The organism is Micromonospora sp. MGP-C2, from assembly GCF_057766525.1.
The window spans coordinates 5145411-5160709 of sequence record NZ_JBYMEN010000002.1 but is presented as its reverse complement, the minus strand read 5'-3'; the positions used below and the strand labels follow the sequence as shown (position 1 = coordinate 5160709).

10 protein-coding genes are annotated in these 15299 nt (G+C 72.0%); 5 read left to right on the top strand and 5 right to left on the bottom strand.

Features of this window, described 5'->3' with window-relative positions; all coding sequences use genetic code 11:
* Positions 1-3648 (bottom strand): transcription-repair coupling factor, encoded by a 3648-nt coding sequence (gene mfd / locus AC3CF1_RS23800; protein ID WP_488451287.1) that lies wholly within the window; start codon positions 3646-3648, stop codon positions 1-3.
* Between the two features lie 469 nt (positions 3649-4117).
* Between mfd and AC3CF1_RS23795 the strand changes: the two genes are divergently transcribed.
* The gene (locus AC3CF1_RS23795; RefSeq protein WP_488451286.1) at positions 4118-5032 is read left to right on the top strand and encodes a cyclase family protein; all 915 of its coding nucleotides are present in this window, start codon (positions 4118-4120) and stop codon (positions 5030-5032) included.
* Positions 5033-5129: 97 nt separating this feature from the next.
* On the opposite strand, the gene AC3CF1_RS23790 is transcribed toward AC3CF1_RS23795, so the two are convergent.
* On the bottom strand, positions 5130-6170 hold the full coding sequence (locus tag AC3CF1_RS23790; RefSeq protein ID WP_355160260.1) for a S66 family peptidase: 1041 nt from the start codon (positions 6168-6170) through the stop codon (positions 5130-5132).
* A gap of 71 nt (positions 6171-6241) precedes the next feature.
* Here AC3CF1_RS23790 and AC3CF1_RS23785 point away from each other — a divergent pair, with 71 nt between their 5' ends.
* Positions 6242-7294, top strand: coding sequence for a hypothetical protein (locus AC3CF1_RS23785; protein WP_488451285.1), 1053 nt, complete (start codon positions 6242-6244; stop codon positions 7292-7294).
* Positions 7295-7424: 130 nt separating this feature from the next.
* Entirely contained in the window at positions 7425-10211 is a 2787-nt protein-coding gene (ppc, locus tag AC3CF1_RS23780; protein ID WP_355160262.1) for a phosphoenolpyruvate carboxylase, read from the top strand.
* Between the two features lie 65 nt (positions 10212-10276).
* Here the strand turns inward: ppc and AC3CF1_RS23775 are convergent, their stop codons facing one another.
* Entirely contained in the window at positions 10277-11122 is an 846-nt protein-coding gene (locus AC3CF1_RS23775; protein WP_488451284.1) for a hypothetical protein, read from the bottom strand.
* 54 nt (positions 11123-11176) lie between these two features.
* Here AC3CF1_RS23775 and rmuC point away from each other — a divergent pair, with 54 nt between their 5' ends.
* Positions 11177-12337, top strand: a complete 1161-nt coding sequence (gene rmuC, locus AC3CF1_RS23770) for a DNA recombination protein RmuC (RefSeq protein WP_354983470.1) — start codon at positions 11177-11179, stop codon at positions 12335-12337.
* 132 nt (positions 12338-12469) lie between these two features.
* Here rmuC and AC3CF1_RS23765 read toward each other — a convergent pair whose 3' ends face one another.
* Positions 12470-12913: a hypothetical protein gene (locus AC3CF1_RS23765; RefSeq protein WP_088946221.1), complete on the bottom strand. Its 444-nt coding sequence runs from the start codon at positions 12911-12913 to the stop codon at positions 12470-12472.
* A 40-nt stretch (positions 12914-12953) separates the two neighbouring features.
* Entirely contained in the window at positions 12954-13940 is a 987-nt protein-coding gene (locus AC3CF1_RS23760; protein WP_488451283.1) for a 4-hydroxy-3-methylbut-2-enyl diphosphate reductase, read from the bottom strand.
* A gap of 143 nt (positions 13941-14083) precedes the next feature.
* On the opposite strand from AC3CF1_RS23760, the gene xseA reads away from it, so the two are divergent.
* Complete coding sequence (gene xseA, locus AC3CF1_RS23755; protein WP_354983467.1) at positions 14084-15298, top strand: exodeoxyribonuclease VII large subunit; 1215 nt, start codon at positions 14084-14086, stop codon at positions 15296-15298.
* Position 15299 lies beyond the last annotated feature (1 nt).

Below are 15299 nucleotides of genomic sequence, written 5' to 3'. Positions count from 1 at the left end.
TCACCCGGCCGCACCTGACCCGGCCGCGACGGCGAGCGGGGCGGGGGCACCGAGCACATCGGAGAGCAACTGCGCGCACCACTGCAACAGCGCCTGGTCACGCAGCGGCTCCCCGCCGATCCGACGGGTGCTCGGCCGAGGCACGCTGACCTGGTCGGTGGCCTGCTTGTAGACGGCGTCCGGGTGGTAGCGCTTGAGCCGCATCTGCTTCGAATCCGGCAACGGCAACGGGCCGAACCGCACGTGCTTGCCCTGCATCGACACGTCGGTGAGGCCGTACCGGCGGGCCAGCAGGCGGAACCGGGCCACCTCCACCAGGTTCTGCACCGGGGCCGGCGGCTCGCCGTACCGGTCGGTCATCTCGGCGACCACCTCGGTCAGCCGCTCCTCGTCCCGCGCCTCGGCGAGCTTGCGGTACATCTCCAGGCGCAGCCGCTCCACGCTCACGTAGTCGTGCGGCAGGTGCGCGTCGATCGGCAGGTCGATCTTGACGTCGGGCTCGTCCTCCGACCGCTCGCCCTTGAAGGCGGAGACCGCCTCGCCGACCATCCGCACGTACAGGTCGAAGCCGACACCCTCGATGTGCCCGGACTGCTCACCGCCGAGCAGGTTGCCGGCACCCCGGATCTCCAGGTCCTTCATCGCCACGTACATGCCGGCGCCCAACTCGGTGTGCTGCGCGATGGTCGCCAGCCGCTCGTGGGCGTGCTCGGTGAGCGGCTTCTCCGGCGGGTAGAGGAAGTACGCGTACGCCCGCTCCCGGCCCCGGCCGACCCGGCCACGAATCTGGTGCAGCTGGGCCAGGCCGAGCAGGTCGGCCCGCTCCACGATCAGCGTGTTGGCGTTGGGGATGTCGATGCCCGACTCCACGATCGTGGTGCAGACCAGGACGTCGAACTCCTTCTCCCAGAAGCCGACCATGACCTTCTCCAGAGCGTCCTCACCCATCTGGCCGTGCGCCACCGCGACCCGCGCCTCCGGCACCAGCTCCCGCAGTCGCCGCGCCGCCCGGTCGATCGACTCGACCCGGTTGTGCAGGTAGAAGACCTGCCCGTCGCGGAGCAACTCGCGGTGGATGGACGCCGCCACCTGCCGGTCGTCCTGCGCGCCGACGAAGGTGAGAACCGGGTGCCGCTCCTCCGGTGGAGTGGCGATCGTGGACATCTCCCGGATGCCGGTGATCGCCATCTCCAGGGTGCGCGGGATCGGGGTGGCCGACATGCTCAGCACGTCGACCGACGCGCGCAGCGTCTTCAGGTGCTCCTTGTGCTCGACACCGAAGCGCTGCTCCTCGTCGACGACCACCAGGCCCAACTGCTTGAACCGGGTCGCGGTCTGGAGCAGCCGGTGGGTGCCGATGACGATGTCGACGGTGCCGTCGGCGACCATCTCCAGCGTCCGCTCGGTCTCCTTCGGGGTCTGGAACCTCGACAGCTGCCGGATCTCCACCGGGAACTGGCTCATCCGCTCGGCGAACGTGTTGTAGTGCTGCTGCACCAGCAGCGTGGTCGGCACCAGCACCGCCACCTGCTTGCCGTCCTGCACCGCCTTGAACGCCGCCCGGACCGCGATCTCGGTCTTGCCGTAGCCGACGTCGCCGCAGATCAGCCGGTCCATCGGGACGGTCTGCTCCATGTCCCGCTTGACCTCGTCGATCGCGGCGAGCTGGTCCGGCGTCTCCTGCCAGGGGAAGGCGTCCTCCAACTCCCGCTGCCAGGGGGTGTCCGGGCCGAACGAGTGGCCCTTGGACGCCTTGCGGGCTGCGTAGAGCTGGATGAGCTGCGCGGCGATCTCCCGCACCGCCTTACGGGCCCGGGCCTTGGACTTCTGCCAGTCCGAGCCGCCCATCTTGTGCAGTGTCGGCTGCTCGCCGCCCACGTAACGGGAGAGCTGGTCGAGCTGGTCCGTGGGGACGAACAGGCGGTCGCCGGGCTGACCACGCTTGCTGGCCGCGTACTCGATGACCAGGTATTCGCGGCTGGCCCCGTTGACGGTGCGCTGCACCAGCTCGACGTAGCGGCCGATGCCGTGCTGCTCGTGCACGACGTGGTCGCCGGCCTTCAGCTCCAGCGGGTCGATGGTGTTGCGCCGCCGGCTCGGCATCTTGCGCATGTCCCGCGTCGAGGTGCCCCGACCGCCGGTCACGTCGTTGCCGGTCAACAGCACGAAACGGGACGCCTCGTCGACGAACCCGCTGCTCAGCGCACCGCAGGTGACCACCAGCTCACCGGCGACCGGCGCGGTCGGCACCTCCTCGGTCAACCGGGCGCCCAGCCCGGCGTCGCGCAGCACCTCCACCGCCCGCTGGGCGGGGCCGTGGCCCTCGAAGACCAGCGCGATCGACCAGCCCTCGCCGGCCCAGCGTTTGAGGTCGTCGACCACCCGGCTGGTCTCGCCGTGGTAGAGCGGGGCCGGCTGGGCGGCGAGGGTCACAGCGATGGCGTCGTCCGGGGTGACCGCGGCCTGCTCCGGCGCGTCCTCCCAGGGCTGCCGCGTCTCCGCCTCGACGAGACCGAACGGGGACAGCGTCCACCACGGCTGGCCGAGTTTGCCAGCTGTGGCGCGCACCTCGCCGAGAGTGCGGAAGGCGGCGGCGCCGACGTCCACCGGGGCCTGGCCGCCGACCGCAGCTGCGGCCCAGCTGGCCTGGAGAAACTCCTCCGAGGTACGCACCAGGTCGTGCGCCCGGGTGCGGATGCGCTCCGGGTCGCAGAGCAGCACGTGGGTGCCGGACGGCATCGCGTCCAGCAGCAGCTCCAGCGAGTCGGGACCGACCAGCACCGGCGCCAGCGACTCCATCCCCTCCACCGGGATGCCCTCGGCCAGCTTGTCGAGGATCTCCGCCAACTCGGGGTGCTGCTCGGCCAGCGCGGCGGCCCGGTCACGGACCGCCGGGGTCAGCAGCAACTCCCGGCAGGGCGGTGCCCACAACAGCGGAACCTGCTCGATGGTCCGCTGGTCGGCGACGGCGAAGGTGCGGATCTCCTCCACCTCGTCGCCCCAGAACTCGACCCGGGACGGGTGCTCGTCGGTGGGCGGGAAGACGTCCAGGATGCCGCCGCGCACGGCGAACTCGCCGCGCTTGGTGACCAGGTCGACCCGGGCGTACGCCATGTCGATCAGCCGGCGGGCGACCTCCTCCAGGTCGGCCTCCTCACCGGCGGCGAGCTGCACCGGCTCCAGATCGCCGAGCCCCTTGAGCTGCGGTTGGAGCAGCGAACGGACCGGAGCCACGACCACCCGCAGAGGCCCGGCGCTCCCGTGCGCGTCGGCAGCCTCCGGGTGCGCCAACCGGCGCAGCACGGCCAGCCGTCGGCCCACCGTGTCCGAGCGTGGCGACAGCCGCTCGTGCGGCAGCGTCTCCCAGGAGGGGAAGACCACCACCTGCTCCGCCGGCAGCAACCCACCCAGCGCGGCGGCCAGGTCGTCGGCCTCCCGGCTGGTGGCGGTCACCGCGAGCACGGGTCGCCCGGCTCCACCCCCGGTGCCGTCGGGGTCGGCCGCGACCGCAGCGACCGCGAACGGGCGCAACGCCGCAGGGGCGGTGATGTCGAGGCCGTCGACCTGGGCGGCACCGGAGCGCGCCAGGTCACGCGCCCGGGTCAGCCCGGGGTCGGCCAGGGCGGCGGAGAACAGACCGGTGAGCAAGGGAATCCTTCCCGGGGATCGACGCACACGACGGCGGCCCCTCGTCCAGCCGGACGGGGGGTGCACGACGACAAGCCTATCCCCGTCCACCGACACACACCCCCTTCCGCCCAGGTCCACGCCGCGCGGCGCGCGGCACCCCGCCCGCGCACCCCCTCGGCCCAGGTCCACGCCCCGCACCCAAGCCCGCGCACGCCGCCTTCGACCAGGTCAGCGCCCCACACCCCCACGACCCACACCCCGCGCCGCGCACCCTCAGCCCAGGTCCGCGCCACGCCCGCGCGGGCCCGTGAGCCACCCCAAGATCCACGCAACTTCGGGGAAGTTGCTGCTTCCGGGGCGCGGGAGGCAGCACCTTCCCTGATGTTGTGCGGATCTTGGGACGAGAGCCCGAACCCGGCGGCCCGAGGCGGTCGGAAACGGGAGATAGATCTTGACCGGTGGGCTTCTGACATGGTCGGGTTTCGGGGTGGATGAGCAGTGGCGGGCACAGTTCGACGCGGAGGTGAGCTTCGCCAACGGCGGCGGGCTGCGCACCGAGGGGTTCCGGCTGGACATCCCCGGTCAGGAGATCAGCGACGACGACCTGGTGGCGTTGTTCGTCCGGCACCTTGGGTTGCTGATGGTTGCCGAGGTGCGGATCAGCGCGAAGACGATCATCGAGGAACCGCACAAGGGCGGCCGGGCCGTTGCCGTTGACCGGCCGGCGCCCGCCCGCAGACTGGTCGAGCTGAGCCACGTGATCAGCGACGGGATGATCACCCTGCCGGGCTGGCCGGGGCCGCGGATCACCGACTGGCTGACGTTCGCGGCATCCCGCGAGCGGTACGCGGCGGGCACCGAGTTCCACGTGGCGCGGATCGACCTGATCGCCAACACCGGCACGTACGTGGACACTCCGGCCCATCGCTGGGCGGGCGGCGACGACCTGACCGGGGTGTCGCTGGACAACCTCGCCGACCTGCCCGGGGTGGTGGTCCGGGTGCCCGCCGGCGTTCGGGCCGTGGACCGGTTGATGCTGGCCCCGTACGAGGTGGCCGGGCGTGCGGTCCTGCTGCACACCGGGTGGGACGTGCACTTCGGCACCGAGCGGTACGGCGCGCCGGAGGCGCCGTACCTGACCGGGGACGCCGCCCAGGCGCTGGTTGACGCGGGCGCGACCCTGGTCGGCATCGACTCGATCAACATCGACGACATGAGCCCGGCGGCCGGAGGTCAGCGCCCCGCGCACAGTGCGCTGCTCGCCGCCGGCATCCCGATCGTGGAGCACCTGACCGGCCTGGACGCGCTGCCCCCGACCGGGTTCCGGTTCACCGCGGCCCCACCGAGGGTGGCCGGCATGGGCACCTTCCCGGTCCGGGCCTTCGCCGTCGTCAACCCCTGACGCCACCCGCAGCGCTGACGCCACCCGCAGCGGCGGCAACGCGCGGCCGGTCAACCCCCGACGCCACCCGTGGCGGCGGCAACGCGCGGTCGGCCGGTCAGTAGCGCACCGAGATCCTGCGCGCCACGGCGTCCACCCGGATCTCCCCGCCGTACGGGATGATCAACTGCGGGTCGGTGTGGCCGAGATCGACGTCGAAGACCACCACCGCGTCCGGGTTGTACGGCGCGAGCGCGCGGGTGATCGCCTCCCGCTGGGCGTCGCCCCACGCCTGCCGTTCCGGCACTGACAGGGGCTTGTGGAAGTCCCAGGCCTTGGGGCGACCGACGACGATGGCCGGGAAGGCGGCGAGCAGGCCCCGCTCCCCCATGTTCCGCACGATCCGGAACACCTCCTGTGCGCCGGGCATCTCCTGGGAGGTTTCGACGAGAAGCACTGACCCGTCCAGCTCGGCGGCGGTGGGCACCCGGTCGGTGGCCAGCAACCAGTGCAGGATCTCGAGATTGCCGCCCCAGGTGCGTCCCCGCACCTCCCGCTGCGGGCCCTGCCAGCGCCAACCCGCGCCGGGCAGCATCTCCGGCTCGTGGGCCAGCGTCTCCGGCTCGGTCCACGGGTTCGGCCGGTCGCCCCAGTCATGGGCGGGCGTCAACTCGTACCAGTCGGTGGTGAACAGGGCCGCGCGCAGCGAGGCGAAGGTCAGCGGGTGCGGCGAGCCGGGCCGGCCGAGATGCACCAGCACCGACCCACCGTGGTAGGCGACGATGCCCAGCCGGTAGAGGTGGTTGAGCACGTTGGTGTTGTCGGAGTAGCCGAAGTAGGGCTTGGGGTTGGCCCGCAGCACGTCATTGTCGAGGTGCGGGGTGACCGTGATCAGGTCGTCGCCGCCGACAGTGGCGAGCACCGCGGTGATGCTCGGGTCGGCGAAGGCTGCGGTCAGGTCGCGGGCCCGGTCGCGCGGGTCGGCCCCCAGGACCCGGGTGGTCGGATACTCCACCGGCTCCAGGCCGAACTCCTCGCGCAGCCGGCGAAGCCCCAACTCGTACACGTGGGGGAAGACGGCCGGCAGGCCGGCGGAGGGTGAGACGACCGCGACCCGGTCGCCAGGCCGGGGTTTGGGCGGGTATTTCAGCGACACCATGATCGAACGCTAACGGTCCGGCCAACCGGTTTCCGCCCTACCGATCACAAAACCGGCCATAGGCTCACAACGTGGACACCGCATCGCAGGGCCGAGACCGGGACTGGGCGCCGCGCAGCATCGGGTTGCTTCTCGGCACGCTGGTGCTCGCCACCGCGTTCATCGCGGCCTACGTCGGCGCACTGCACCAGCCCACACCCCGCGACCTACCGGTCGGCGTCGCCCACGGCGACCAGCGCGCCCAGGCGACGCTCGACGCCGTGCGTGGTCAGACCAACATCATCAAGTCCGTCGGGTACGACGACGCGAGCGCCGCCGAGCACGGCCTGCTCAGCCGCGCGGTGTACGCCGTGCTCAGCACCAGCCCCGACAACGGCCTGCTCCTCACCATCGCGAGCGCCTCCGGCCCCTCCGCCACCAGCGCGATCAAAGAGGTGCTCACCACCGCCGCCACCGGCAGCGGCACCCCGCTACAGGTCGTCGACGAGGTGCCGGTCACCTCGGCCGACCCGCGCGGGGTGGTGCCCTTCTACCTGAACGTCGGCTACGTGCTCGGCGGCTACCTGGCCTCGACCGTACTCGGGATATCCGCCGGCACCACCCCACGTACGGTGCGGCGGGCCGGGCTGCGCATCGCCGCCCTGGCCGTCTACAGCGTGCTGCTCGGCATCGCCGGCGCGGTCGTGGTCGGACCGGTGCTGGACATCTGGCACCACCACGTACCGACGATCGCGGCGATCGGCGCGCTGGCCGTCTTCGCCGCCGCGATGTTCGCCAGCGCCATCCAGGGCTGGCTCGGCGTCGCGGGCACCGCGCTCGTCATCCTGCTCCTGGTGGTGCTCGGCAACCCCGGCTCCGGCGGCATCTACGCGCCCGAGTTCCTGCCCGGCGTGCTGCGCGGCATGCACCGGTGGAACATCCCCGGCCTCGCCAACGACCTGAGCAAGGCGGCGGTCTACTTCGACTGGCGATCAGCCGGCTGGCCGGCCTTCGCCCTCGCGCTCTGGGCGGTGCTCGGCGGGCTGGGTCTGCTCTCTGCGAGCCTCGTCCGCGGTCGCCGGGCCGTCATCTCCGACTCCGGCCCGACCCACCCCGGCCCCGCTCCCGCCGGCGACGGTGGTTGAGATCACGTCCGAAAACACCGTTCCAGGGGCACTGGATCGCCCGGGGGTCCTCCAGACATCCGGTGCACGCGGATACCATCCAGGTGAGTCGGACAGCGCTGTCCTTCGTACCCACGTAAGGGAGCGCACCGTGACCGATCAGCATGACCACGACGGCCCGGATGCCGCGCTGCGTGCCGACATCCGCCGGCTCGGCACCCTGCTCGGGCAGACCCTGGCCCGCCAGGAGGGTCGCCCACTGCTCGACCTCGTCGAGGAGATCCGCGCCCAGGTCCGCACCGACGCACCGGCGGCCGCCCAGCGCCTCGGCGGGCTCGACGTGACCACCGGCACCAAGCTTGCGCGGGCCTTCTCCACCTACTTCCACCTGGCCAACATCACCGAGCAGGTGCACCGCGCACGGGATCTGCGCCGCCGCCGCGCGGTGCAGGGCGGGTGGCTGGACCAGGCGGCCAAGATGATCGCCGAGCGCGGGGTGCCCGCCGAGGAGATCGCCAACGCGGCCCGCCGGTTGGCGGTCCGTCCGGTCTTCACCGCGCATCCCACCGAGGCGGCCCGCCGCTCGATCCTGTCCAAGCTGCGGGCGATCGCCGACGAGTTGGACACCGAGACCGCCAACGCGATCCTCTACGGCGCCAGCGACGAGGGCCCCGCCAACCGCCGCTTGGCCGAGTTGCTGGACCTGATGTGGCAGACCGACGAGCTGCGGCTCGACCGGCCGGACCCGACCGACGAGGCCCGCAACGCCATCTACTACCTGCGCGACCTGTACGCCGAGGCCGCCCCGCAGGTGCTCGACGACCTGGCCGACACGCTGCGCACCCTCGGTGTGGAGACCTCACCGACGGCCCGGCCGCTGAGCTTCGGCACCTGGATCGGCGGTGACCGCGACGGCAACCCGTTCGTCACCCCGGCGGTCACCCGTGAGGTGCTGACCATCCAGCACGAGCACGGCATCGCGGCCACCGAGAAGGCCATGGACCATCTGATCAACGAGGTGTCGGTCTCCCGCCGGCTGCGCGGGGTTTCCCTGGACCTCTCCGCCAGCCTCGCCGCTGACCTGGACGCGCTGCCCGAGGTGGCGACGCGGTTCCGGCGGGTCAACGCGGAGGAGCCGTACCGGCTCAAGGCGCGCTGCGTGAAGGCGAAGCTCGCCAACACCCGGCAGAGGCTGCGCCAGGGCACCGCGCACGTGCCGGGTCGGGACTACCGGGGCTCCGCCGAGCTGATCGCTGACCTGGATCTGCTGCGCGCCTCGCTGGCCCGCAACTCCGGGCAGCTCACCGCCGTCGGCCGGCTGGCCTCCACCATCCGTACGGTGTCCGCGTTCGGCCTGCACCTGGCCACGATGGACGTCCGGGAGCACGCCGAGGCGCACCACGCGGTGCTCGCCCAACTCTACGAGGCCGTCGGCGAGGTCTCCGACTACCCGGCGCTGACCCGCCTGGAGCGCACCAAGCTTCTCGCCGACGAGCTGACCGGCCGTCGGCCGCTGTCCACCCTCGACACGGCGCTGTCCGAGCCGGCCCGTAAGACGTTCGACGTGTTCAGCACCATCCGGGAGGCGCAGGACCGGTTCGGCTCCGAGGTGATCGAGTCGTACATCATCTCGATGACCCTGGGTGTCGACGACGTGCTGGCCGCCGTGGTGCTGGCCCGCGAGGCCGGCCTGGTGGACGTGCACAGTGGGCGGGCCCGGGTCGGGTTCGTGCCGCTGCTGGAGACCCCGGCCGAGCTGAACGCCGGTGGTGAGCTCCTCGACGAGCTGCTGTCGCTGCCCGCGTACCGGGCGTTGGTGAGCGCCCGCGGCGACGTGCAGGAGGTCATGCTCGGCTACTCCGACTCCAACAAGGAAGCCGGGATCACCACCAGCCAGTGGTCGATCCACCGGGCGCAGCGCGCGCTGCGTGACGTGGCGGCCCGGCACGGGGTGCACCTGCGGCTGTTCCACGGCCGGGGTGGCACGGTCGGTCGTGGCGGCGGGCCGACGCACGAGGCGATCCTGGCCCAGCCGTACGGGACGATGGACGGCGCGATCAAGGTGACCGAGCAGGGTGAGGTGATCTCCGACAAGTACACCCTGCCGTCACTGGCCCGGGAAAACCTGGAGCTCACCCTCGCGGCGGTGCTCCAGGCGACCCTGCTGCACACCGCACCGCGGCAACCGGCCGAGATGTTGGAACGCTGGGACGCGACCATGGACGTGGTCTCCGAGTCCGCGTTCCGCTCCTACCGGTCGCTCGTCGAGGACCCGGACCTGCCGGCGTACTTCTGGGCGTCCACCCCCACCGAGCTGCTCGGCGCACTCAACATCGGCTCCCGGCCGGCGAAGCGCCCGAACACCGGCGCGGGCCTGTCCGGTCTGCGGGCCATCCCGTGGGTGTTCGGCTGGACGCAGACCCGGCAGATCGTGCCGGGTTGGTTCGGCGTCGGCTCCGGCCTGGCCGCCGCGCGTGAGGCCGGGCTGGCTGACGTGCTGGCCGAGATGCACCGCAACTGGCACTTCTTCCGCACGTTCCTGTCGAACGTCGAGATGATGGTGACCAAGACCGACCTGAGCATCGCCCGTCGGTACGTCGAGACGCTGGTGCCGAAGAAGCTGCACCCGATCTTCGAGCAGATCGAGCAGGAGTACGAGCTGACCAAGCGGGAGCTGTTGGCGGTCACCGCCTCACCGGCCCTGCTGGAAAACTCGCCGGTGCTCCAGCGCACCCTGGCCGTCCGCGACACCTACCTGGAGCCGCTGCACCACCTCCAGGTGGCCCTGCTGCGGCAGTACCGGGAGTCCGGGGCTGCCGGGCGGGCGGTGGCCACCGCTCCGGGTGGCCGACGCGCGCCGAGCGACGGCACCGCCCTGGAGCGGGCGCTGCTCACGACGGTGAACGGCATCGCCGCCGGAATGCGCAACACCGGCTGATCGACCGAACGAAATCAGGCCCCGGTCGCTGAGACCGGGGCCTGTTTTCACGCATCAGTGGACGGTCAGAAGTCGCCGCCGCCGAAATCGCCGCCGCCGAAATCGCCGCCACCGAAATCGCCGCCACCGAAATCGCCGCCACCAAAGTCGCCGCCACCGAAATCGCCGCCCGCGTAGTCGCCGCCGCCGTAATCGCCGCCGCCCTGGTCGCCGCCGCCGAAGTCCTGGTCGCCGCCGTCCCCGCCCTGGTCGACGCCGTCACCGAAGCCCTCCTGGTAGCCGGCGTCGTAGCCGTAGCCGGGATCGGCGAAGGCGGGCGAGAACAGCGCGTCGGCGATCAGGATGCCGCCGAGCACACCGGCGCCGGCACCCAGCGCCGTCTTCCACCAGGGCGTCGAATACCACCCCGCCGGCACCGGCCGACCCTGATAACGCCCACCCGGGTAGTAGTAGGGCGTTTCCCGGCCGGGCTGGGGGCCGGCCCGGAACGTCTGCCCCTGCACGTCGACCTCGCGCTCCTTGGTGAGCTGGCCCACGCCACGGGCGGCGGCCAGCGCCGGCACCTCGGGGCCCGGGTCGATGCCCAACGCGGTACGCGCCGCCCGGATGTACGCGAGCCCTTCCAGGGCGGTTTCCCGAGCCAGGGTGAACTGGTGCGGCGTACGCGCCTGCTCCAGCTGTGAGCCGGCCGCGTTGTAGCGCTCACCGGCGTCGGCCAGCGCCTGGCGGACCGCCGGCTCCTCGCCCTGCAGGTTCATCAACTGGCCGCCGAGCCGCTCGTACCACCGTTGCGCCTCCGCGCGGGCGTCGCCGAGCTCGGTACGCCTGCGGGCGCCGGACTGGGCGCGGATGAGCGCTGCGGCGCCCAGTGCGCCGACCAGCACGACAGCGAGGCAGAGCACAAGTTCCATGTCATCGAACGTACCCCCGGGTGTCACGTCATATCCGTCTGGCAAGCTCCGGTGATGGACGTCTCGACGCTGCTTGTGGTGATCGTCTGCCTCGGCGCCGGCGGGGCGGTGGGCTGGCTCGCGGCCCGGTCCCGCTCGGCGGCCGACATCGCCCGCCTCGATGCCACCCTGGCCGCCACCCGAGAGGGTGAGGGCCGGCTGGAGCAGTCCATGCGGGCCCTGAGCTACGAGGCGACCGCGCAGTCCCAGGAGGCGGTGGCCCGCGCTGTCGCCCCGCTGCACGACTCCCTGCGCCGCTACGAGCAGCGGGTGGCCGAGCTGGAGCACGACCGGGTCGACGCGTACGCCGAGCTGCGCGAGCAGGTGCGCTCGATGAGCGCCGTCTCCGGTGAGCTGCGCACCGAGACCAAACAGTTGGTGGCGGCGCTGCGGGCACCACAGGTGCGGGGCCGCTGGGGCGAGCACCAGTTGCGCCGGATCGTCGAGGCGGCCGGGATGCTGGAGCACTGCGACTTCTCCGAGCAGGTCACCGCCGACAACGACGGGCAGGTTGTCCGCCCCGACCTGGTGGTCCGGCTGCACGGCGGCCGGTCGGTGGTGGTGGACGCCAAGGCGCCGTTCGACGCGTACCTGACGGCCATGGAGTCTCGCGACGAGCGCGGCCGGGATGCCCACCTCGACGCGCACGCCCGCCACCTGCGCGGGCATGTCGACGCGCTGGCCGCCAAGTCGTACTGGTCGGCGTTCGACAACTCGCCCGACTTCGTGGTGCTGTTCGTGCCCGCCGACCCGTTCCTCGACGTCGCCCTCCAACGTGACCCGTCACTGCTGGAGCACGCCTTCACCCGCAACGTGGTGCTGGCCACACCGGCCACACTGGTCGCCCTGCTCCGCACTGTGGCCTACTCGTGGCGGCAGGAGGCACTGGCCCGCAACGCCCTCGCGGTGCACACCCTCGCCCGGGAGCTGTACGGGCGGCTCTCCACTCTGGGCGATCACGTCGGCAAGCTCGGGTCGTCGCTGGCCGGCGCCGTGACGGCGTACAACCGTGCGGTCGGCTCGTTGGAGGCGCGGGTGCTGGTCAGCGCCCGAAAGCTCGCCGAGCTGGGAGTGTCGGACGAGGAGTTGGCGACGCCCGCGCAGGTCGAGTTGGCGCCCCGGCAGCCGCAGGCGCCTGAGCTGGCAGACCCGGCCGGCGAGGTCTCGGCCCGCTAGTCAGGCATGTGAGAGTGCGTCCGCCTCGCTGGGCACGTTCACCGCACCGGCCGTCGCCGTGAACTGATCCGTCCGCAACACCGAAGGAGCCCGTCCCCGAGTTCGGGGCGGGCTTCTTCGCGTTCGGAGGTGTCAGGTCGGGCGGGCGGCCGTCACGACGAACGGGGTGCCCTGCTGGCAGGTGGTCATCATGCCGGGCTCGGCCCGACCGGTGACCTCGACCCGCGCACCGGGCGTCAGCACGTCACGCGGACCGCCGACGAGCAGGTAGCCGTCGAGCAGCACACAGTTGGGCTCCACGCCGCCCTGCACTGTGCCGGTCAGGGTGGTGGCACCCACACCCGGGGGCGTGCTGGGCCCGCCGGGCTTCGGTGGCTTCGGAGTCTTCGGCCCCGAGGGCGGGGTGGGATCGACGGTCGGCGGCAGGGCGGTCGGGTCGGGCGTGGGTTGGCTGGTCACCGGCTGCGCTCCCGTCGGGGTCGGGCTGGGTGTGCCGCCTCCGGTGTCCTGACTGCCGCAGGCACTCAGCGCCACGCAGACGGCCAGCACGGGAACGGCGAGCCGAAATGTCCTCATGGCTGATCTGACGTACGCCGGTCCGAGTTCGTTCCCGTGTTCAGCCGCGCACCGCCGCGGCCTTCATGTCCCGCTTCAGCTCCTGCGGCAGCGAGAAGATCAGCCGCTCGTTGGCGGTGGTGATCTCCTCGACGTCAGCGAAGCCCCGTGCGGCGAGGTGGGTCAGCACGTCCTGGACCAGGTCGTCCGGCACGCTCGCGCCGGAGGTCAGACCGACCGTGGTGGCCCCCTCCAGCCAGGCGTCGTCGATCTCGTGGGCGAAGTCGACCAGGTGACCGGCACGGGCACCCGCGTCCACGGCGACCTCGACCAGGCGGACCGAGTTCGAGGAGTTCGTCGAGCCGACGACGATCACCACGTCGCACTCGGGGGCGATCTCCTTGACGACGTGCTGCCGGTTGGAGGTGGCGTAGCAGATGTCGTCGCTGGGTGGCGACTGGAGCAGCGGCAACCGCTGCTTGAGCCGGGCGACCGTCTCCAGCGTCTCGTCGACCGACAGCGTGGTCTGGGACAGCCAGACCACCTTCTCCGGATCGCGGACGGTGACCTTGTCGGCGCCGTCCGGACCGTCCACCAGCTGGATGTGCGCGGGGGCCTCACCGGCGGTGCCGATGACCTCTTCGTGCCCCTCGTGCCCGATGAGCAGGATGTCGTAGTCCTCGGCGGCGAACCGCTTCGCCTCGTGGTGCACCTTGGTGACCAGCGGGCAGGTCGCGTCGATCGCCTTCAGCGAGCGCTGCTTCGCCTGCTCGTAGACCTCGGGAGCCACGCCGTGCGCGGAGAAGATGACGGTGGACCCCTCCGGCACCTCCTCGTTCTCCTCCACGAAGATCGCACCCTGGGCCTCCAGGGTCTGCACGACGTGCTTGTTGTGCACGATCTGCTTGCGCACGTAGATCGGGGCGCCGTAGAGCTTCAGCGCCTCCTCGACGGTCTGCACCGCACGGTCGACGCCAGCGCAGTAGCCGCGCGGCTTCGCCAGGAGCACGCGCTTGCCGGTCCGGGGAGTCGCCTCAGCCTCAGTCACCCGTCCATCGTACGTGCCGACTCCCCCACGGCCACCGGCCCACGACCCCCGTACTGACCCGGTGATCAAGAGGTTTGCGTCAGAAACGCGCCCGATGCTGACGCAAACTTCTTGATCACCGCAGGGGTCCGTAGGGTGGGCGGGTGACCGAGGGGGCGCGGAGCAGCGCGGAGGAGCCTTGGCCCGTGCGGGTGGTCAGCCAGAAGGTGGGGGCATGGATCGCCAAGCTGGGCTGGGTGTGGGTGGACGGGCAGGTGGCGCAGATCAGCCGCCGCCCCGGGGCCAGCACCGTCTTTCTCACCCTGCGTGACCCGTCGGCCGACCTGAGCCTGACCGTCACCACCAACCGGGACGTACTGGACGCCGGCGCGCCGGAGCTACGCGAGGGCGCCCGCGTGGTGCTGCACGCCAAGCCGGAGTTCTACGCCGCCCGGGGCACGCTGAGCCTGCGCGCCGACGAGATCCGCCAGGTGGGGCTCGGTGAGCTGCTGGCCCGGCTGGAGAAGCTCAAGAAGCTGCTCGCCGCCGAAGGGCTGTTCGACCGGTCTCGCAAGCGTCGGCTGCCGTTTCTGCCCGGCCGGATCGGGCTGATCACCGGTCGCGCGTCGGCGGCCGAGCGGGACGTGCTGACCAACGCGCGGCGGCGCTGGCCGGCTGTGGAGTTCCGCACCGTCAACGTGGCCGTGCAGGGACCCGCCGCGGTGCCCGACATCGTCGCGGCGCTCAAGGTGCTCGACGCCGACGAGAGCATCGACGTGATCGTCATCGCCCGGGGCGGTGGCGGCATCGAGGACCTGCTCCCCTTCTCCGACGAGGCACTCTGCCGGGCCGTCTTCGCCTGCCGCACCCCGGTCGTCAGCGCCATCGGCCACGAGACCGACGCGCCACTGATCGACTACGTCGCCGACCTGCGGGCCTCCACCCCCACCGACGCGGCCAAGCGGATCGTCCCCGACCTCACCGAGGAGGTACGCCTCATCGGCCAGGCCCGCTCCCGGCTGCAACGGGCGGTCCGCAACCTCGTCGACCGGGAGACCCACCGCCTCGACCTGCTGCGCTCCCGGCCGGTGCTGGCCCGGCCCCAGGTGATGGTCGACCAGCGCGCCACCGAGCTGACCGCGATGCAGCAACGGGCCGGACGCTGCCTGGACCACCGGCTCGCCGCCGCCGACGACGAGCTGCGGCACACCCTCGCCCGGCTGCGCGCCCTCTCCCCCGCCGCCACCCTCGACCGGGGGTACGCCATCGTGCAGCGCGCCGACGGGCACGTGGTGCGGGCGGCGGCCGAGGTGGGCAAGGGCGACCCGCTGCGGGTACGGCTGGCCGACGGCGAGCTGGCCGCCACCGTCGACGGCTGAC